This is a genomic window from Nonomuraea sp. K271 (assembly GCF_009908215.1).
GTDB classification, from domain to species: Bacteria; Actinomycetota; Actinomycetes; order Streptosporangiales; family Streptosporangiaceae; genus Nonomuraea; species Nonomuraea longispora.
Genome location: NZ_JAAAHR010000048.1, coordinates 12,644 through 32,077 on the forward strand (window position 1 = coordinate 12,644; position 19,434 = coordinate 32,077).

18 protein-coding genes are annotated in these 19,434 nt (G+C 61.9%); 8 read left to right on the plus strand and 10 right to left on the minus strand.

Annotation, left to right across the window (positions count from 1 at the left end; translation table 11 throughout):
* Positions 1–18 precede the first annotated feature (18 nt).
* Both GUY59_RS18595 and GUY59_RS18600 read right to left on the minus strand, forming a co-directional pair.
* A complete protein-coding gene (locus tag GUY59_RS18595) occupies positions 19–1,353 on the minus strand; it encodes an FtsK/SpoIIIE domain-containing protein (RefSeq protein WP_252375001.1) in 1,335 nt (444 codons plus the stop codon).
* Complete coding sequence (locus tag GUY59_RS18600) at positions 1,346–1,675, minus strand: SCO3933 family regulatory protein (protein ID WP_165974521.1); 330 nt, start codon at positions 1,673–1,675, stop codon at positions 1,346–1,348. Before GUY59_RS18600 ends, GUY59_RS18595 begins: the two co-directional genes overlap by 8 nt.
* A gap of 148 nt (positions 1,676–1,823) precedes the next feature.
* Here GUY59_RS18600 and GUY59_RS18605 point away from each other — a divergent pair, with 148 nt between their 5' ends.
* The 3 genes from GUY59_RS18605 (at position 1,824) to GUY59_RS18615 (ending at position 4,034) form a co-directional block, all read left to right on the plus strand.
* Positions 1,824–2,189, plus strand: coding sequence for a winged helix-turn-helix domain-containing protein (locus tag GUY59_RS18605; RefSeq protein WP_138201844.1), 366 nt, complete (start codon positions 1,824–1,826; stop codon positions 2,187–2,189).
* Between the two features lie 544 nt (positions 2,190–2,733).
* Positions 2,734–3,465, plus strand: a complete 732-nt coding sequence (locus tag GUY59_RS18610; protein ID WP_236667270.1) for an AAA family ATPase — start codon at positions 2,734–2,736, stop codon at positions 3,463–3,465.
* Positions 3,462–4,034 carry a guanylate kinase gene (locus GUY59_RS18615; RefSeq protein ID WP_138201843.1) on the plus strand — a complete coding sequence of 191 codons (573 nt, stop codon included), beginning with the start codon at positions 3,462–3,464 and terminating at the stop codon, positions 4,032–4,034. The genes GUY59_RS18610 and GUY59_RS18615 overlap by 4 nt, the downstream gene beginning before the upstream one ends.
* Positions 4,035–4,307: 273 nt before the next feature.
* On the opposite strand, the gene GUY59_RS18620 is transcribed toward GUY59_RS18615, so the two are convergent.
* Complete coding sequence (locus GUY59_RS18620) at positions 4,308–4,526, minus strand: hypothetical protein (protein ID WP_138201842.1); 219 nt, start codon at positions 4,524–4,526, stop codon at positions 4,308–4,310.
* A 96-nt stretch (positions 4,527–4,622) separates the two neighbouring features.
* On the opposite strand from GUY59_RS18620, the gene GUY59_RS18625 reads away from it, so the two are divergent.
* The 4 genes from GUY59_RS18625 to GUY59_RS18640 all read left to right on the plus strand — a co-directional run bounded on the left by GUY59_RS18625 (position 4,623) and on the right by GUY59_RS18640 (position 7,060).
* A complete protein-coding gene (locus GUY59_RS18625) occupies positions 4,623–4,895 on the plus strand; it encodes a GntR family transcriptional regulator (protein WP_138201841.1) in 273 nt (90 codons plus the stop codon).
* Positions 4,896–5,074: 179 nt separating this feature from the next.
* Positions 5,075–5,242: a hypothetical protein gene (locus GUY59_RS18630; RefSeq protein ID WP_161714604.1), complete on the plus strand. Its 168-nt coding sequence runs from the start codon at positions 5,075–5,077 to the stop codon at positions 5,240–5,242.
* An 89-nt stretch (positions 5,243–5,331) separates the two neighbouring features.
* Positions 5,332–6,378, plus strand: a complete 1,047-nt coding sequence (locus tag GUY59_RS18635; RefSeq protein ID WP_138201840.1) for a DUF262 domain-containing protein — start codon at positions 5,332–5,334, stop codon at positions 6,376–6,378.
* A gap of 1 nt (position 6,379) precedes the next feature.
* Entirely contained in the window at positions 6,380–7,060 is a 681-nt protein-coding gene (locus GUY59_RS18640; RefSeq protein WP_138201839.1) for a hypothetical protein, read from the plus strand.
* Between the two features lie 252 nt (positions 7,061–7,312).
* Here GUY59_RS18640 and GUY59_RS18645 read toward each other — a convergent pair whose 3' ends face one another.
* The 7 genes from GUY59_RS18645 to GUY59_RS18675 form a co-directional block, all read right to left on the minus strand.
* The gene (locus tag GUY59_RS18645; protein ID WP_138201838.1) at positions 7,313–7,735 is read right to left on the minus strand and encodes a hypothetical protein; all 423 of its coding nucleotides are present in this window, start codon (positions 7,733–7,735) and stop codon (positions 7,313–7,315) included.
* Positions 7,736–8,150: 415 nt separating this feature from the next.
* The gene (locus tag GUY59_RS18650; protein WP_138201837.1) at positions 8,151–9,602 is read right to left on the minus strand and encodes an ATP-dependent nuclease; all 1,452 of its coding nucleotides are present in this window, start codon (positions 9,600–9,602) and stop codon (positions 8,151–8,153) included.
* A complete protein-coding gene (locus tag GUY59_RS18655) occupies positions 9,599–10,750 on the minus strand; it encodes a hypothetical protein (protein WP_138201836.1) in 1,152 nt (383 codons plus the stop codon). The genes GUY59_RS18650 and GUY59_RS18655 overlap by 4 nt, the downstream gene beginning before the upstream one ends.
* Before the next feature lie 78 nt (positions 10,751–10,828).
* Positions 10,829–13,777: a type I restriction endonuclease subunit R gene (locus GUY59_RS18660; protein WP_138201835.1), complete on the minus strand. Its 2,949-nt coding sequence runs from the start codon at positions 13,775–13,777 to the stop codon at positions 10,829–10,831.
* On the minus strand, positions 13,764–14,894 hold the full coding sequence (locus GUY59_RS18665) for a restriction endonuclease subunit S (protein WP_138201834.1): 1,131 nt from the start codon (positions 14,892–14,894) through the stop codon (positions 13,764–13,766). The genes GUY59_RS18660 and GUY59_RS18665 overlap by 14 nt, the downstream gene beginning before the upstream one ends.
* A 32-nt stretch (positions 14,895–14,926) precedes the next feature.
* On the minus strand, positions 14,927–16,432 hold the full coding sequence (locus GUY59_RS18670) for a type I restriction-modification system subunit M (RefSeq protein ID WP_138201833.1): 1,506 nt from the start codon (positions 16,430–16,432) through the stop codon (positions 14,927–14,929).
* Positions 16,426–17,931 carry a type I restriction-modification system subunit M gene (locus GUY59_RS18675; protein WP_138201832.1) on the minus strand — a complete coding sequence of 502 codons (1,506 nt, stop codon included), beginning with the start codon at positions 17,929–17,931 and terminating at the stop codon, positions 16,426–16,428. Before GUY59_RS18675 ends, GUY59_RS18670 begins: the two co-directional genes overlap by 7 nt.
* A gap of 460 nt (positions 17,932–18,391) precedes the next feature.
* Here GUY59_RS18675 and GUY59_RS18680 point away from each other — a divergent pair, with 460 nt between their 5' ends.
* Positions 18,392–18,904, plus strand: coding sequence for a hypothetical protein (locus GUY59_RS18680; RefSeq protein ID WP_252375000.1), 513 nt, complete (start codon positions 18,392–18,394; stop codon positions 18,902–18,904).
* Positions 18,905–19,434 lie beyond the last annotated feature (530 nt).

Consider the following 19,434-nt stretch of genomic DNA (forward strand, 5'->3'; position numbering starts at 1 on the left):
GTTCCTCCTCTCGGTACGTCAGGCGGTCTGCGAGTCGGGCGTCTGGTGAGGGTGGACCGCCATGACCTCGTCCCAGGACGGCGCGAGGTCGGCGTAGAGGCGGGCGGCGTGTTCGGCGGCCTGCTCGCTGACGTAGAAGGAGCGGGCCCGGTACCACTGGCCGTCCTGCGAGGCGACGATGGCGACGCCGGGTGTCTCGGCGGCGATGGCGCGAGCGGAATCGAGCGCGGCGGGGTCGAGGTCGCCGAGCGTCATGGTGGCGGTCTCGGGATCGTTGACCCGATGGCAGATCCGGCCGGAGCACTGGGAACGGAGGGCTGTCACGCCGGGCCCGAGGTCGGAGCCGATGCGCTGACCGCAGCAGAACAGGTAGATGCCGAACGCCCGCCCGAGCTGCGCCACCCGTAGCAGCGCGGTCGAGGTCTTGGCGACCTCCTCCTTCTCCGACTTGTCGGCCATCAGGTACAGCTCGGCCAACTCGTCCACCAGGACCACGACCGGCACCGGACGCACCCCAGGCGGAAGCTGCCAGATGTTGCGCGCCGAGGCCATCCGGCACACGCCCATGCGATCGGTCATCAGCGTCACCAGGTCGTCAAGCAGACCGCCACACTCGGCCCTGCTCGTGGCCAGCGCCGACAGCCGCGAGGCGTACGGCGTGAACTCCACCCCGCCCTTGAGGTCGAAGCCGACCAGCGCCACCGGCTGTGGCGCCAGGCCGACGATGAGCGCGTTGGCCAGGTTGGACTTGCCGGACTGCGTGGCCCCCGCGTTGATCCAGTGCGGGACGGTCCTGAAGTCGACGACCCAGGGCCCGCCTGTCTCCAGGCGTCCCACAGTGACCTTGAGCAGTTCGGTGGAGGGCGGGAGTTCGTCGACCTTGACGAGCGGGTCTCGCATGGTGGCGGCCAGTCGTACCCGTCCCGGCTTGTCGGATGAGACGCGCACGGCGTGCACGCCCCAGGAGTGCGCCAGCCGTTCGGCGACATCGGCGTAGTCGGCAGGGATCTGCCCTTCCAGCGTGTGGAGGGTGACGCGCCAGCCGTGGCGGGTCGGCATGGGCAGCCACATGAACGGTGCAGTGTCCACGGCGATGCGCTGGAAGCGGCGCCTGACCCGGACGACGCCGGTAGAGGCCACCATGCCCGGAACGGTGGTGAACCAGAAGCGCTGCCGCTTCTTGGTCAGACCGCAGCCGAGGGCGACCTTGCGCCAGGAGGCACGCACGCTGATCGCGGTCAGCGGGAAGCCGATGGCGAGCCAGAAGGAGCGGTAGTGCCAGCGGCGCCAGGCCCAGAGCCCGGCCGCGACAGCGGCCAGGGCTCCGAGCATCGTGAGGAAGTGGTCAGACACTCGCGGCCTCCTGCTGTGGGAGCAGGGCGGTGGCGCGGTAGCTGATGCCCCACTTGCCGGCGATCTCCCAGACGTAGCCGAGCATGCCGACCGCGTTGACGGCGTCTCCTGCGGTGATGGGCGGCTCTCCGCTGATGCCGATCTTGACGAGCTCGATCCGGCCGAACTCGTCCTCGACGGAGACGGTGACTTCGTAGACGGTGTTGCCGTTCTTGTCGGTCTTGATCTCGCCGGTGTCGCGGTTGAGCACCCGCGGGCGCGGGGCCTTCACGCAGGTGATGGTGAGCTTGCTGGTGTCCACAGGGATGGGGACGGTTCGCATGGTGTGGTTCCTTCGTTCGTTCGGACTCTTGGAATACATAGAACGCTTAGAATTCTAAGATGTCAAGGGCTTCCACGAAGACTTGGTTGGCATGTCGCGTCGGCTGTGCTCAACTGGAGGGGGCACGCAACCTCGCGGAAGGCATCGAATGGTCGAGAAGACCGGTCGCCCCGGCTACCTCCAGATAGCCGACGACCTTCGCACGCAGATCAGGACGGGCTCACTCGCGCCCGGTGCTGCGCTGCCATCGACCGCCCAGCTCTGCCAGCGCTACGACGTGTCCGCCAGCGTGGTCAAAGCAGCGATCAGCGTGCTTCGCACTGAGGGCCTGATCGTCGGCCAGCAGGGCAAGGGCGTGTTCGTTCGCGAGGACGCCGCCGCGCCGGCCGAGGAGCCGGCCTCGTCCGAGGTCATGGAGCAACTCGCTCAGATGAGGAGCACTCTGGCGACTCTCGGCGACCGGATCGCGGATCTTGAGAAGGCCGTGTTCCAAGGGCCGAAGCGATCTCGCTAACCCGGCAGGCCAACTCCTCCATTTCAGACCGAATGGCCTGAAGCTCGTCGATTATTCGCTGGTTTGCGGTCACTCCGGCACCCCTTTTCTGGTCGGTCGTTATCCCGGCGGGGATGCCGTTAGTTCATCGCGTATCAGCGCTGGTGAGTATCACGGAGCGTTAGCTAAGCTTCTGCATTGCTGCCTGCACGGCGGTTACACATGCGCTTACACATGCGCGCTCCTCAAAGTGCGCAAAAAGGATGCGATGAAGACAATTCACCGCCCCGGATGGCAACCTCTGGTCCTGCGCCAGCACCGCGAAGCACACGGGCTCACCCTCGAAGCTGCAGGTGACCAGCTCCGCCATGTCGCCAGCCGGCACGGCCTGACCGCGCCAGCCGCCAACTTCCAGACACTATGGGCACATGAGCAGGGATCGGTATATCCCGGGCCTCACTACCGAAGAGCGTACTGTCTCCTATATCAGGCAAATGAACCTACTCTGGGTTTCCGCCTGCCGCTCCCCGGTGAAATAACCGAGGTGGAAAATTCCATCTCGGATTTGCCTCAACCCACCGACCCCGCCACCGACAACGCCGCAGCCCAGGTGATCGAACAAACGCTGCTCAAAGTCTCGGGCGCCCCGTCCAATGCCGAGCAGAACGCACTCCTCAACCGCGTCGTGGACGCCTGGCGACGCCGCCACGGGCAGGGCAGCCCCAAGCCGATCCTCACGCTCGTCGGCGGCTACGCCGGATCGGGCAAGACCGAGTTCTCCCGCTTCCTGTCCGACATCACCGGCTGGGCCTTCCTGGACAAGGATTCACTGACCCGCGCCATGGTCGAACGCCTGCTCGTCTCCCTCGGCGGCGACCCTCACGACCGGCACACCGAGCTGTATCTGAGCGAGGTCCGCCCTCTGGAGTACCGGTGCCTGATGGAGACCGCGTTCGACAACCTCAAGGTCGGCACCTCGGCGATCTTGTCCGCCCCGTTCATCGCCGAGCTGGCCGATCCGGATTGGGTCTGCCGCCTGACCAACCGGTGTGCGGCCAGGGGCATCGACGTGGCGGTGGTGTGGGTGCGGTGCGACCCCGAGTCCATGCGCGAGTACATCGAGTTCCGGGGAGCTCCCCGTGACGCCTGGAAGCTCGACAACTGGCAGACGTACGTCAGCGGCCTCGACACCGAGACCAGCCCGTCCACCGCGCACATCACCGTGGACAACCGGCTCGGCGCCGCTATCAGCCTGGCCGACCAGACCCGCGAGACGCTCAAACGGATCCTCGCATGATGGGCATCGTGCTGTACGGCCCGCCCGCCAGCGGTAAGACCTCCATCACCGTGGCCCTCGGCGAGGTCGACCCGAAATTCACGCTGGTGCGCAAGCTCAAGGCGGGAATCCGGCGCGGCACCGAGTACGAGTTCGTCAGCTCCCAAGAACTCGCGCGGTATCGGGCCGCCGGCCGGTTGCTGGTCGAATCTCACCGCTACGGCAACACCTACGCCATCGACCGTCACCACATCGACCAGCTCACCGCGGCCGGGCAGGTGCCGATCGTCCACCTGGGCAACATCGCCGACATCCGCCGCCTGGTTCAGCACGCGGCCTGGCACGTCGTACTTCTGTGGATCCCGCGTCAGGTCTGCGAGCAACGCTCGCGCCAGCGCGGCGACAGCGACACGAAGCAGCGCCTCGAGGCATGGGACGAGACACTGGCCGACCTGCACGCGAACGATGACGGCCTGTTCCGGTGCCGTTTCCGCACAGACGAGGCCACGCCACACGAGATCGCCAAGCAGACCGCCGACGCCTTCTACACGCAGCGCGGGCACCACGTCGTCACTGCGCCTGACCACTGAGGATCTGCAACCACAGCGCTTGAGCGGCGCGAGCGGGCATCCACGCACTCTCAAGGACCGTTGCGGGGTTCCTGATCTGGTGGTGCCGGACGAACCACAGCCCGCCTGCCGTGCAGAGCTCGAACATCGGGTACGTGCACCCGCACGTGTGATCGCGGATCCGCAGCCGGTCCGCCCGCTTCAGACTCGGGGTCCACTCCACGCGTACGGACCCCGCTTGCGCAGGCGCCACGTGAGGACCGTGATAGTCGAAGTGCGGAGGCGGGCCACCACTCACGACCTCACCGCCATCCGAGTCTGGTCACGGAGCAACGACACGAAGGTCTCGGCATCGTTGGCACTTACGGTCTGCCGCAGGCCCTTGTCGATGTCGGCATTCCGGAGGTGGACACCGCGCCGGGTCGCGTAGAACACGCCCGCATCACTACAGAACAGCGACCAGGCCGGGAACGCCGCGCGAAGAACGTCGAGGTCATAGCTGGGCATCGCCATAGCGTCACTGTAACCAGCCCTGTACAAGCCTGTCCATGCCATGCCAAGACATGGGTCGAAACGAGCTGTATGTGCAGGTATCTCTATGGTTGGAGGGTGATTGAGTTCGAGCCCGATCGCTTCAGGTGGGAGCAGATCGCCGACATCCTCCGCCAGCGCATCAGCGACGGCACTTACCGGCGCAAGCACCTCCTGTCCGAGGTGCAGCTCATGCAGGAGTTCGGCGTCGCCCGGGGCACCCTCCGCAAGGCCATGCAGCGGCTACGCGATGAGAAGCTCATATACACGATCCCCAATCTGGGCAGCTTCGTCGGCCAACCCACCGAACCCAAGGTCCCTGGTGACAAGCCCTCCAGCGACCAGCCCTGACTAGGCAGAGTCAGCCGGCAATGGGGTGGCAAGTCCATCCCTCAGACCGCCATCCGCGTAACCATCGAAACTCCCACCGCCGCGGCGAAGGCCCGCACCAGCCGAGCGCCACAGCCAGGACGTCAAGCATCAACCGGACTACGTCACGACCAGTGAGCCGATAACCACAGCTCAGAGGCATGGTAGATCGACCGGATGAGGATTTTCTCTACGTCTTCAAGGGCAGGCCCGCCTGCGGCGGCCTGCCGCGCGTCGGGCGGTCGCTGGCCGCGCTGCGGCTCTCCGGCCGGTCGCGACCAGCGCTCGCCCCCACGCTCAAGCCGGCCATGCTGCAGACCTCCTCATAGGCTCCGTTGGCTCAATCCCAGCGGCGTGACGCCGATTCGTCAGCCAGAATCGCTACAGGGTCTGGCCGCTTTCTGATAGAACATCCAACATGCCCGCTGACGAAGCGCGTCTTCTAGCTGAGCTTGACGAGCACCGCCGAGCTGTTGACACTGACTACTTCGATTTGTCGTTGCGTGAACTTGTCCGCATGATCGATGAAAGCGAAGTACGTATAGCTCCAGCATATCAGCGTCAATTCCGCTGGAATGAGGCGACACAATCTGCGCTTATTGAATCCTTTCTTCTTGGCCTTCCCGTCCCGGCTCTTTTCGTTGCCACCAACCGTGATGCGACGTGGGACGTCGTTGACGGCCTGCAGCGCATTTGCACCGTGCTTCGCTTTATGGGAGTAGATGCGCCAGAGTCAATTAATTTCAATTTCAGTCAGTCGCCGTTGGTGCTGAAGGATTTGAAAAGTCTAGAGTCGTTCAATGGTATCGGTTTCGCAGACCTTCCTCGATCAATACGCATGACTCTTGAGCGGCGCTATTTGCGAGTTCAGGTCCTAAGCGACAAGTCCGATCCAGAAGTTCGGTACGAACTTTTCCGCCGACTAAATGCTGGTGCTGTCGCTCTGACACCCCAAGAGATTAGAAGCTGTATCTTTAGAGGGCCATTCAACGACCTCATCGAAGAGTTGGCCAACTATCAGCCCTATCGATCACTAGTGAAGCTTCAGCAGGCGAACCAGAATAATGGCACAAAAGAGGAAATAATTCTCAAGTTCTTTGCATATCTTGAGCGGGCGGAAGAGTTTAACGGGAGAGTATCTGAATTCCTCAACTCATATATGAAGGACCGTATGAACGATAGCCATTTGGATGGCGACAGAAAGCTTTTCAGGGAAACGGTTGATCATATAGTATCAGTGACGCGAGGCCCGTTCCTGCGCCCCCCTGTGGCCGTGACCCCTATGAACCAGTTGGAAGCGGTCATGATTGGTGTTGGTAGGATTATTCGCGATGGCGGTCGTCCTGGCATGCCACAAGCAGGCTGGCTTAAAGACGAGGAACTGGTTCACTTCAGCACGCGGGCAACAAACACGCGCGCCATGTTGTTGAATCGAATTCGACGCGCACAAGAACTATTCTCCTGAGATGTATGCCTCGATAGAAAGAGTCTTCGAGGAAGCCAACCAAAACCTGCAGCGCGAACGCCGGCGCCTTGAGCTTCTGCAGCAATCAGCTCAAGAGCTGGGCAGTTACGACCAGGACGGGTTCGCTGCGATGGGACGCGCACTATCGTATGTGGTTATGGGTGGTGTGCTAGAGAATCTCATGCGGGACCTACCGTCGGCTATAGCTGCCGATCTGGTTGCCCTCAGAATATCGCGTAGCAGACTACCAATAGGACTCCTTTCTGTGCTCGACGCCGCTCATTTCCGTAGGTGTAGCGGTGACACGGTACAAGCGCTCATTGCTCGCGCCAGTCTATTGCGAAGCGCTTCGAATCATGCCACGGACGGTCGGCTAGTTGAAAACTTCAGCGATTTACTCAAACTAGCCGATGGCTCCACGGTCGGAAGCAAGAATTTCGAAGCTTTGTGGATGCTGTTTGATATGCCGGGGGATTGGCGGAATATCCCTCAGGACCTCCTTCTTGTGCAGGAGATAACAGCAAAGAGAAACGATGTTGCCCACTGGTTGCAGGACCCAGTCGAAGTGGGAAGAAGTAAGCGCCCCAGCGCCCTCATTAAAATGGTCGATCAACTTACTCAGTTGCTAGACCATGTTCTTCTAAGCCTTTGCTATTGGTTTGAGGATAGATTGACACAATAGTCCTGCCGCGCCGCTTCCGGTGCTCGGGCCTGGCGGCCCTGCGCTCCGGGTCGGCTTGCCACCGGATACGCGGGTTGCTGTGGTCTGCTGTACAGCAGGGAAGTACAGCAACGCCGCCTCACGCAGCCTGATCGTCCCGTACGGCGTCACACGGTTGAGCAGCGGCGCCGGCTCTCGACCACGGCCCTCCGCTTGACTCGTAATGAAGTGGCTTGGGGGCTCGAGTAGGTAGGCTACAATGGCATCCCTCCTCTACTCCGCGCGTACGGTCACGTCTGCGCGCGATGCGTGGAAGGTTAGGTACAGCCTGAAGGTGTAAAGGGAGAACAGGTCGGCGCCGTCCCAGTCAAAGAGGTCGACCTGACCAGGAAGAGCATCGGGGTGAGCGGTCACGCAGTCATGGCCCTCCTGATCCTCGCACCACTCGACGAGGCGGACATCCTCAAACCGGAAGACCACGACAGGCGTCTTCAACAGCTCGGATGGAGCCCACTGTGGACCGTAGACAAACTCCAGCATCGGCGGCCTGCCGGGCTGGTAGGTCAGGCGTCTGAAGTCGGTGTCGTGCAGGTAGACGTGGGCACCGTCCTCGGTCCAGAACTCGTACAGTCCTGCCTTGGAGGTGACGCCACGATGCTCGTCCTTGGTCACGCCGGCGAACTGAGTCACTGACATGAGGACATGGTCTCGCACACCTGAGTGATCTTGGAGCTCCTTATTAGCTGGTGACAGCGGTGCTAACTGCAACGTCCCCACACGCGGGCTCACCACAGCCGCCGGCCACACCTTCCTCACCACGGTCTCGATCAGCCGAGCAGCGTGATCGGCCCGCCTGAAAAGCGGAAGATCATACTGCCGTGCCACTTCCGGTGCCAATGACGGTGGGCAGGTCACGCCCCATCGGCCGGAGCCGCGTGGGATGCCTTTCGGTGCAGGATCTTTGAGATCGTTCCGTCCGGAACCGCTGCCTGCGGCGACCGGCCTGCAGGGCATGACCGCCTCTGATAGAGCGGAACCGTGGGCCGATCGCGGGGAATTTGGAGGCGTCAGGTCCCGCTGCGTTAAGGTGTGCACGCATATTCGCGACACTTCAGGGGTGAGGGGGAAGCAGAGCCGTGAGCTTGGCCACCAGCTCATCCGCGCTGGCTTTGTGCTCGGGCATGTCAACCGCGATGCGCACGGCGACTGCCGTTAAGGTGCCGGTGTCGTAGTTGATCGTACGAGCTATGTACTCGGGTTGGTGGTGATGATCGAGGCCCTCCGCTCCAGCTATGGCGAAGTCAAGAGCGTGCCGGGAGACGCCGAGCCGCTCAGCGGCCAGACCAGGTCGCGCCCGAAGAGCTTGAAGCAGGAGCACCTCGGGTGCATTGTCACCCGGCAAATACGCCAGGTGATCTCCGCTGAATTGCTGCCGTGCGTCACCGTCGAGCACGCCAATCACCCGGACACCGAGCTCGTGCTTGGCCAGAGTACGCACCCCACGCTCCAGGAACGCGCGCCGGCTCTCTCGGGAGTCCACCGCGACGTTGAGTTCCTGACTCAGCGCTTTGACTCCCAGATCCACTTTGCCGTCACCGCCGACCTTGGCAGCACGAACCTGGCCGATCAGACGCGGCGCGTGCACGGCGATGATCGTTTCAAGCAGGTGAACGGCCAGATCGTCCTCCACAAGCGCGAGGACCCTTGGCAAGGGGTCGAGCCCCAGCGCGCGCACCGCCGCGGAGTGGTATTCCGCCGCAGCGACGTGAATCTCAGCGACCGACCGCTCCATGACACGTAGTGAAGAGGCCGGTAGGCGAGCGACGAACTCCGCCGAATGAGAGGCAATCACCACCGAGAGCTTCCTCTTCACGGCCCGGGTGGCGATGACATCGAGCAGGTGCGCGCGAGCGCGCGGGGACAGGAAATTTTCGGGTTCGTCAAGCAGCAGAATCTGACCCTCGCTGGCACGTTGCACTAGGGTGAGAATGACGCATGCGGCGAGCTCGCCAAGGCTCATTTCGGCTGGGCCGTAAGAACGTCCGCCGTAGTGGAGTGTGAAGTGGCGCCAGGTATCGGACCGACCGTCGTCGCGACTAACTTCTCTTAGCTCTGCCTTGGAATAGTCGCGGCCGAGAACATAGCGAAGGCGGAGGATCTCTTCCTCCAACGTCAGAGGCTCCGCGCTTTCCAATCGGTCGGACAAGTCAGGAGAGGCCGCCTGCTGAAGGATGTCGAAGCACTCTCGAGCGAGATCCACATACTGGCATTTAGCGCGTCCCCGCATCACGTCGTGCGATACAGGTGGCGTCGCACCGTAGAGGTCATAGAGATCCGTGGTGACCACTGAATGGTCGCCATCGGCGAGATGGGCTGCCAGCGCCTTGAGGAACTGGCTCTTACCCACCCCACTGGCACCGCACAGCACGGTCACTCCCGGAGCGATCGATGTCTCGAGGTATCCAAGATGAGGATGGCCCCCTACATAGACATGGCGCAGAGCGGAGACCGCAGTGCTCTCATGGAGTGCGCGATAGGTGAAGTCCAGCTCTGTTGCCTTCATACCCACCGCCCCCAACCCGTCTTCACCACGAAGCGATTGAGCACGGAACGCGTGTTCGTGCCCTCGCTGATCTGGTGCACGAGCTCCAGCAGTTCCGGCGTCGGAGTCGTCTCTCGAGCAGGAGAGCCGCCGTGTGCCACGAGCAGCAGCCAGAGGATAATATCCCTGATCATGATGGATTCGAGGTGCCTGGCATCTATAGCCGCTGCCTCGTTAAAGGCCGCCAGCAGCTTTGGATAGGGCAGCTGGCGGAAGGCAGGCCGGACCTGCGGTGAGGTTAGATCGAGTCCAGCTTTGAGTCGGCGGCGTTGGGGTTCGAACCACTCCATCACGGCACCGAGATAATGCACCGCGCTTTCGCCGAACCGCCGCCGCACATGAATGATCACCAGAAGCCATGACAGCAGGGTTGCCTGGCTAAAGCGCACCCCCTCGTTGTCCATTGCGGGCATGGTCAACAAGTCTCGAAGAGCAGCCATCACTTCCTCCAGCGCACCGGAAGCCACCGGATGACCGGCGCGAACTCTGGAGGCGAAATCTTCGTCTACAGCTGCGAGATGGTTCTGTTCAGCGGCGACCAAAGCTCGCGTCACCACATCGTCGTAGACCAATGCCGTGTTGGAGAAGCCAAGCCTAGGACCATCCATGCCCCACTGCAGCGCAGCGTCGGCGACCAACTCATGTGCCTGCTCGCCCAATAGCCCGGATTCTTTCAACAATCGTTGTTCTGAGGTCAGGCGGTCGTTGTCGGCAAGCCGAAAAAGGGCGGGGCGAACGGACTCAGGCGGCAAGTCACGTAGTTCAACGACCGGCACTTGATAGTCATGAAGAGCCTGTTGCAGCCCGGCAGGTAGTTGACCGAAGCGGCGTCCGTCGTTCTCGCGGAGCATGCGATCGGCCGGCGCGACGAAGCCGTCGAGCGCGAACTGGCCTTGCACGAAGTCACGCAACGCCGCGAGCCTCCGACCACCATCGATGACCCTCGATCGCCCGGCTTCCGTAAGCGTATAGACGGTGCCGATCGGCCAGCCGCGTAGCACGGAATCGACCAGCAAACGGCGGCGCGCCAAAGTCCAGTCGGGACTTCCGGTGCGGCCCTGCTCTAGTCGGAGGTCGCCTGCGCTCAGCTGCAGCAGCAGCTGAGCCACCGTGTGCACCCGCGGCTTGACTGCCTCCCGCTGGGTATGGGAAGTGGCCACCGTTAGACCTTTCGGTTGGTGCCTGACTCAGTAGTGCTCGGCGATGTAGGCATAGGCCCGGGCGAACAGTTCCTCGTCATGATGCATGCGGTGGGCATAGAGGATCTTGCGTAGAGCTCGCTTCACCTCTCGCTCGCCCCTCGTCGTGCGTTGCCAGCCTTCCCAGCGCATTCCCATGACAATCCGGTCAATCTCCTCCACCACCTGCTGCACGTCAGCAGGTGTCTCCCCATCTCGGCTCGCTTGCTCGAACAGTCTTGTGAGTGCCTCCCGCCCAGATTCAGTATTACGTTCGAGACTGACAGTTTCTGTGCTGACGGTGCCTGTCGTCGCCCTTTCCGTGGCGACCAGCTCCCGGGCAATATGGAGCAGGCGCTTCAGATAGAGAATGCTAGTGAGCTGGTTCGCCTCGTAGGCGTTCCTGAGCTGCTCGAGCTTCTCGCTGAGCGGCGCGTAGCTGGGATCACCGCGCCGCCCCGACAGGCGCTGTGTCAGATCGTCTTGGATTTTCCTGGCATTCTGGGCAGGATTGTCTTCCAGCTGGCGGGCCATATCAGCATCCAGCACGAGGGTGTCCAGGTCGGCGTGAACTGCCTCGAACTTAAGGTGAGAGGCAACGAGTGCGCGGGTCTGTGCACCGAACTTACGCCAGAGGATTCGGCCCTCATCGTCGCGGGGCCGTACTGACTCGTACACCTGGCTCAGCCATAGGTAGTCATCTCGGTGCGGGGCCAGCTGAGGATCGGGAGAGATCGCCTCCCAGATCCGGGAGAGTCTGAGGTAGGCGGCGGCGAACTGGTCGCGCGTCTCGGGGTGCACGAGTGCGCGCTGAGCCGCCTCCAGAGCCTCGCCACTGCCATCCGTACGGTCAAGGCGAGGAAAGAATGCTAGGCAGCCCGTGAGCGCCTCGGGCAGTTCGGAAGCCAGATCTGACAGGCGTTGTACGACACGCTGCATGGACTGCTCGTCGAACTGCAGCGCACGCTTAAGATCGCTGAACACTCCGACGTAGTCAAGTACCACGCCATGAGTCTTGCGCTGGTCGCCACGAGAGTAGGGGCGGTTAACCCGACAGATGGCCTGAAGCAGCGTGTGATCCTTCATGACCTTGTCGAGATACATCGTCTGCATGATAGGCGCGTCGAAGCCGGTAAGCAGCTTCGCGGTGACAATCAAGATCTGGAGCGAATCCATGGGATCACGGAAACGCTCCAGCAGCTTCTCCTCCTCTGTCCGCGTCCGGACGAAGCGCTTGAGGTTGAGATCGCGCGCTTGCTGAGTGAAATCGCCGTCCGAGATGACGATGTCACTGGTTTCTTCGCCGAGTAGGAGATCAAGGCGTTGCTTATAGAGCCAGCAGGCCTCCTTGTCAAAGGTCACGACCATGGCCTTGAACCCCTTGGGGGAGACATGCTCGGTGAAGTGCTCGGCAATGTTCACACATATGAGGTCGAGCCGATCGGGCTGCTTGATGACCTCTTCCATCCGAGCCGTCCGCTTCACCAGCTTGTTTCGCTGACTCTCCGTTAGCCCCTCAGTGAGCGCCCTGAACTCATTGTCCAACAGGTCGCCTGGAAGATGGAACGAGGTGAGCCTCGGTTCGAAGCGCAGTTCGACTGTGGTCCCATCGGTGAGCGAATCGGCTTGGCTGTACCGGGACAGGTAGCGCTGCGGATCCTCATCCGCGCCGAAAGTTTTGAAGGTGTTGCGGTCCCGCTGGTTGATGGGTGTGCCGGTCATGCCGAAGAGGAAGGAGTTGGGCAGCGCGTCGCGCATCCGAGTCCCTAGGTCGCCCTCCTGGGTGCGATGAGCCTCATCCACCAAGCAGATGATGTCCTCACGATCCGACAGCACCTCCCTGGCGTCCTTGAACTTCTGGATCGTGGTGATGATGGTCATTCGCTGCCCAGACCTCAGCCAGTCGATAAGTTCGGGACCGCTGTTGGTGCTCCTCACTCCGGGCACATCTGCCGCGTTGAAGGTACTGCTGATCTGCGTGTCCAGCTCGATGCGGTCCACTACGATGAGTACGGTCGGGTTGCCCAACCGAGGGTGGCGGCGAAGCTTGCCCGCGGTAAAGACCATCAACAACGATTTCCCCGACCCTTGGAAATGCCAGATCAGCCCCTTACGCGGCGACCCGGCTAGCACTCGACCCACGATACGGTTGGCCGCGTCGAACTGCTGGTGCCGGGGCACGATCTTGGTCATCTGATGGTCGTCGTCCGCACCATAGACGGTGAAATAGGCGAGCATGTCGAGCACAGTCTCGGGGTGGACGAGATGGCGTATGGCTGCTGCCGCTCGCTCGATCGCGACCCCATCGGGAGTCGGCGCGGGCCAGGGTGTCCAGTCCGCGAAATCAGTGCCAACTGCCGCGTATCGTACCTCGCGCCCGTCAACCACGAAGCTGAACACATTGGGCACGAAGAAGGGAGTGACCTCTTCTTCGTATGAGCTGACCTGATAGGCCGCGTCCAGCCAGCTCACGGATGGCCGCGTCGAGCTCTTCGCCTCGCCAACAATCAACGGTATCCCGTTGACCCATCCCACCACATCAAACCTGCGCCTCTTGGTGCGGTGCTGAAATGTCACCTCAGTGGAGAGGACGAAGCGATTGTTCTCCGGCGTGGCGAAATCTAGTAGGCGAATGGCGACGTGTCGACCGTTCTCTCCAATGGGCAGCGTTTTCTCACCCAGCAGCCAAGGTCGCAGGTCCTGGTTGGCCTTAACCAGCCCTTGTCGACCACTAGAGAGGATGATAGCCCCGAGTTCGTACTGGATACGGTCGATATGGCTCGAATCAATAGCTATGTCCGGATTGAGGCGAACAAGGGCGTCCCTGAACTCCTCATCGAGCCAGCCGAACGCACTCCGGTCGAGTTCGGCAGCCGGCACGAACCGCCAGCCGCCTCTCATCCGGGTCAGCTCATCTCTGATCCGGTCTCTGACACTGCTCGCCTCATCGAAGCTCATCTGGGGGGTCGTCCTCGCCGAGAATCCGATCAATCAGCGCGTGCACGAGACGCCTGGAGTTGGCGGCGTGCTCCTCCAGCCGCCGCCGTACCTCCCGCGCTTCAGCGACCCGCTCAACGATCTTACGCTGCACTTCGAGAGGCGGCAAAGGGAACGGCATCTTCTTAAATCGGACGGCTGTGAGGTTAGCCAACGAGGTGGTCTTCGTGGAGTTCCTCGCAAAGTCACCACGATAGAAGGCCCTTCGAAACCAGCCATACGCAAACTCCGGCTCCACGCCTTCCGAGACTCGAAACCGGAGTAGGCTTTTCTGGTAGCAACATCCCTCGATCTCGCCCTGGTACATCGTGCATCTACCGACCAGCTCCGTGCTCTGCCCCTCGTTGAGCAAGATGTCGCCACTCTTGAGAGAATACTTTCTGAAGTGCTCCTGATCGAAGTCCATATGCAGGACATCGTCAAGGACAAGCTGATCATCGCCCACGTTCGCGACACGAAGGTACGGCTTGAGGTGCTGGCCAGTCTGGTATTTGGGGTGCTGCATTCGCCCTAGTTGTGCCTCACCCGCCTCATCGGTGCGAACCATTGGCCAACTAGGGTCGTTGTAGGCGTCCTCCAACACCCGCTTTTCCACGTCCCAGGCCGCCGCGGCGGCATGCTCAGTCCGGACCGTCACCGTCTCCGCCGCCCACACCAGCCTAGCGATGCGCTCCTGCTCCTCCAGATCCGGGAGGCTGAGTTGGTACTCCGCGAGCGCCCTCCAATTGGTTCGTGGCGACAGCGAGCCAGCAGATCTTGTAACGGCGTGCTCGATGAGACCGGCGCTCTGCATGACGAGCGGTAGAAACAACGGATCCACTCCGGGAAGCGCTTCCAAGACGAGGATGTCACCCGAGCAAACGCCGGCGAACTCCGCTCGCGCCGCTTTACGCTGGTAGGCGCGGCGCCTGCCGAAGAGCACATGTCCTGCATCGAACCGGCGCGTGAAGGTGTGGCCCAGGTCGGCTCCTGCCCATTTGCGAACGGTTAGCACCCCGGACTCTAGATGCTCCAACCCCACCACACGTTCACCAGGCGAGGTCGGAACCTCCTTGGCGATTCTGGCGATTTCGCCCAAGCGAACACGCTGCCAGGTTGACCGGTCCACCTTCACTCGGAGTCCTCGATCCTGAGCAACGCCTTGACCGCTGCAGCAGTGGCCTTGGAGCTGTCCTCCCACAATCCACGTACGAGCTCCAGCTGGGGGCGGTCAGCAGCGTAATCGGCAGCGACATACAGCGGGATGGCGAGCGAGGCGTCACGGGAAAGGACTTCATCGGTGCTCACCACCTTGGCGAAGCCGGGCTCGTCCGCGAACGCTTCGTAGACACCGAGAATGCGGCTGATGTGCTCCTCGTCCAAGCGAGTCTGGCCGTTTCGGGGCCGGGTAACCTCGTTGACGGCGTTGATGAACAGCACCCTGTCTCGCTCGCCGGGCGGACGTCCCGTACGGCACACCACTACACAGGCCTCCATCGGCGAGTTGTAGAACAGGCCAGGCCCGAGACCCAGCACGCACTCCAACAAGCCGGAGCGGATTAGTGCTTCCCTCATGTCACGCTCCTCCTTACGAAAGAGCACACCATGCGGAAAGAGGATCGCGCACCGACCGCTGCCGGGCTTGAGCGAGGCAGCGATGTGCTGGAAGAACGCATAGTCGGCCCTGCCCTGCGGTGGAGTTCCCCAAACGTTGCGCCCCCACGGGTCGTTGACGAATTTGGCGCGGTTCCACTGCTTGATCGAGTACGGCGGATTGGCCAGCACAACGTCGAAAGTGCGCAGTCCGTCGTCTGCGACGAAGGCGGGTGCGTCCAAGGTGTCGCCGCGGGCGATTTCGAACTCTTCAATGCCGTGCAGGAACAGGTTCATCCTGGCGATCGAAGAGGTCATCACGTTGCGCTCTTGGCCGTACAAGCGCAGCGCGCGATGTTCCAGCCCTCGACTCCGCACGACGCCCACGGTGGTGATCAGCATGCCGCCAGTGCCGCAAGTCGGGTCGTAGACGCTCTCTCCGGGCAGTGGCTTGAGCATGCGCGCCATGAGATCGACGAGAGTGCGGTTGGTGTAGAACTCCTGTGCTGTGTGCCCGGAGTCATCGGCGAACTTGCCGATGAGATATTCATAGGCGTTGCCCAGTTCGTCTTCGGGGACCCGGGCCAGGTTAAGCGTCTGAGTGGAGAAATGCTCAAGCAAGCTGGAGAGAGTCGCGTCAGGGAGGCGCTCGGCATTGGTCCAGTCGGCGTCACCGAAGATCCCTCCCAGGTGCTGGGGGTTGGCGTTCTCAATGGCGTGCATCGCCTCACTGATAGCCTTACCCACCTCCTGTGGCTTACGACGGACGTCCTCCCAGTGAGCTTCGTCGGGGATTTGAAAGCGGTGGTTCTCTGGAGCATTGACAATCTCGTCATGCCCGTAATCGGCCAGGGCCTTGGCACGCTCCTCATCATAGACGTCGCTGAGACGTTTGAAGAACAGCAGCGGAAAGATGTACTGCTTGTAATCTCCCGAATCGATTAGGCCACGCAACAGTGTAGCGGCACCCCACAGATATTTCCGTAGATCGCCCTGGCCCAAACGAGCTGGCTCTTCGGAAGGCAGAGACTCCTGTTTCACCATGAGGCCAATTCCTCCCGCAGGCGGCTTTCTGCAACCGTGAGCGCGTCGAAGGCCGCACGGAGCTCGGCCACTGCTTCCGGCATACCGGGCAGATTGGCCGAGGCGCGAGATTCGAGGTACAGGGAGACATTCAGGTTGTGGTCGTTTCTGATTACATCTGCCACGTCAGCGGCCTTGACTCTGCCCGGCTCGTCTCTGAAGCCCCGATACCAGGCCAGAACCTGTGTGATGTGGTGGCTATCCATCGTGGCCTGCGCTCGGCCCTTGGTGAACTGGTCGGAGGCGTCCACGAAAAGGATCTTCTCCGGGTTCGGGGAAGTATGCCGTATTAGAAGGATGCAGGGGGCTAGACCGGTGCCATAGAAGAGCTGCTCGCCGAGGGTGATAACAGCTTCGACCTTCCGGCTCTCTACGATCTTCTTTCGAATCTTGCCCTCCTCACCACCGCGAAAGAGCGCGCCTTGTGGCAGGACGACCGCCACCCTGCCGGAACCTGGTCGCATCGAGGACATCATGTGTTGAACCCAGGCCCAGTCGCCACTGCCTCCCGGAGGCAGACCGGCGAACGCCCGGCCATACGGGTCTTTCGCCCAGACCTCGCGGCCCCAGGCACGCAGGGAGAATGGAGGATTCGCGATCACGCAGTCGAAGGTTCGCAGGCGATTGCCCTCGATGAAGGCAGGCTTGCGCAGCGTGTCTCCGCGTGCGATCTCGAAATCTTCGATGCTATGGAGGATCAGATTCATCCGGGCGATACCGGCGGTGGTCAGGTTCTTCTCCTGGCCGAAGAGGGTGCCGCCCAGTTCAGCGGCATTGATGCCAGCCTTCATAGCATGCTGGACGACTTCTATCAGCATGCCGCCAGTTCCGCAGGCGGGGTCGTAAACCGTCTCGCCGAGCTGTGGGTTGAGGATCGCGACCAGGAGTTTGACAACGTTGCGAGGAGTGTAGAACTCGCCGGCCTTTCTGTTGGATAGATCTGCGAATCGCTTGATGAGGTACTCGTACGCCTGGCCAAGCATGTCCGGTTCGACTGCGGAGTTCCCCAGGAAGCGAACAGAGAAATGTTCGATGAGGCTTGTGATCACCTCATCCGAGATGCGTTCTTTGTTAGTCCAAGGCGCATCGCCGAAGATTCCCCAGAGAGCATCTTGGTTGGCTGCCTCGATGGCGCGCAATGCCTCCGACAGAGCTTGACCGGGTGGCTTCGTGGAGAACCGGACAGCTTCCCACGAGTGCTGAGCAGGGATCTGGAATCGGTGATTCTCAGCGAAGGCAGCGGCTTGCTCATCCCCGTCGAAGTATGCCAGAGCCTGCTGAAACTCCTCCTGATAGACGTCGCTGATCCGCTTGAAGAACAGCAGCGGGAAGATGTAGCTCTTGAAATCGGCTTGGTCGATCGGTCCTCGTAGGATGTTGGCAGCCTCAAGCAGGTGGGATTCCAGCTCACCCAGCGTCATCTGGCCCTCAAGAAGGTCGAGTTGCTGCGTGGATGCCATGCCGCTCCTACTCCTGTGCCGCCTGCGCCTCATTATGTTGGCACAACTGCGCCAACCCGTGGAACGGGCGGCTCTGACGGGCGTCACAAGACGACCTCCCGCCCGAGGGACGGGCCGGTATGATTTTAGACTGTCGGACCTCGCCCACGAGCACCATGTGCCGATGTACACCCGAAGCGGTGCGGAGATGTGGTCCTCACCGCACGAGTGTGCGGGATAGCAACCGCCGCGGCGAGGAGGCAGGACCGACCATCTTGACGGGTGTGGTGGAGATGCCTTCGGGGCCAGACACCTCCATGATGAAGAGCTAACCCGTCCCAGCCCACCTGGGGCGATAGCCAACCAAGCTTCATGAGGTCGAGGCGATACTTCGAGCCAGGGCTGACGACGGGTTACCACGGCCACGGCGCGCCACAACCTATGCCCTGGTGTAATAGCGGCGTGGGATAACGTGCCGATCGTGGGTGCCTACCTATTGATCCTCGGCGAGCGCGAGGCCGTCGCGTGGGTGCTGCGTGAGTCGCGAATGGCCTTCCCCCGGACCACTCGCAGCGAGGTGAACCGTCTCAAGGTCGGAGATGATCTCTTTGTCGTAACCACCCGAATGTGCTGGCACAACCCCACCCGCGATCGCACGCGAGTCATCGGCACAGCCGTGGTCGCCTCGGAGGTCGTGCCTTACGAGAAGCCTGTCACCATCGCAGGACGTGACTTCACTCGCGGCTGCGACATCACCGTGAGAGCACTCGCGCCATATCTTATGGGAGTCGAGCTGGCGCCTCTCGTTCCGCAACTGGATGCCTTCCCCAGCAAGAAGGCCTGGTCCGCCCACCTCCGGCGGCCTCTGCTTGAGATCAGCGCATCGGACACTACCCTGCTCACACACGAACTCGAACGTGTAACCCGCGAGCCCGCTGCGGTGATCCCGATCTATCTATCCTCCATCCGCCCGATACGGCGTGCACCCGCTTGAGTCCCGACGTGGTATCGCGACAGTGTGGGACATCCGCGGGATGATCATGTGGAGGGCGCGTACAACAGAAGGTGTTTCACCAGGTCAAACACAGTGAGCATGCAGTACGGTTCGCGCTCTCCTACTCCGGTGCCACGAGATGCTATGTGCCCCAGGTGGCGCGGAAGCGCCCGTCACGACGGACGAGGAACTGCAAGATCACGCCGGAATAGTTTCGGATCCAGTCGATGAAGTCCTGGCCGCCACCGACGCGATCACGCTGGTGTCAGCGGGCTAGGATCTGTTCCGGAGCCTCTCGATCTGCCAGGTGGCCAGTAGGGGTAGACCGTCTGCCATGGGGGGCGGCAGGTCGTGGGGCAGCAGCCGCCAGGCACAGTCTGCCCGCACCCAGCACGCCAGCGCATTCTCGGTCTCACGACGCTCATGAACGGCAGGCCGGCAGGCCGCCTTGGGGCGTGAGGATCAGCAGAGCAAGCAGCTCGCACTCGCGAGGATACGGACGCCGAGGAACCATCACATACCTCCAGGCT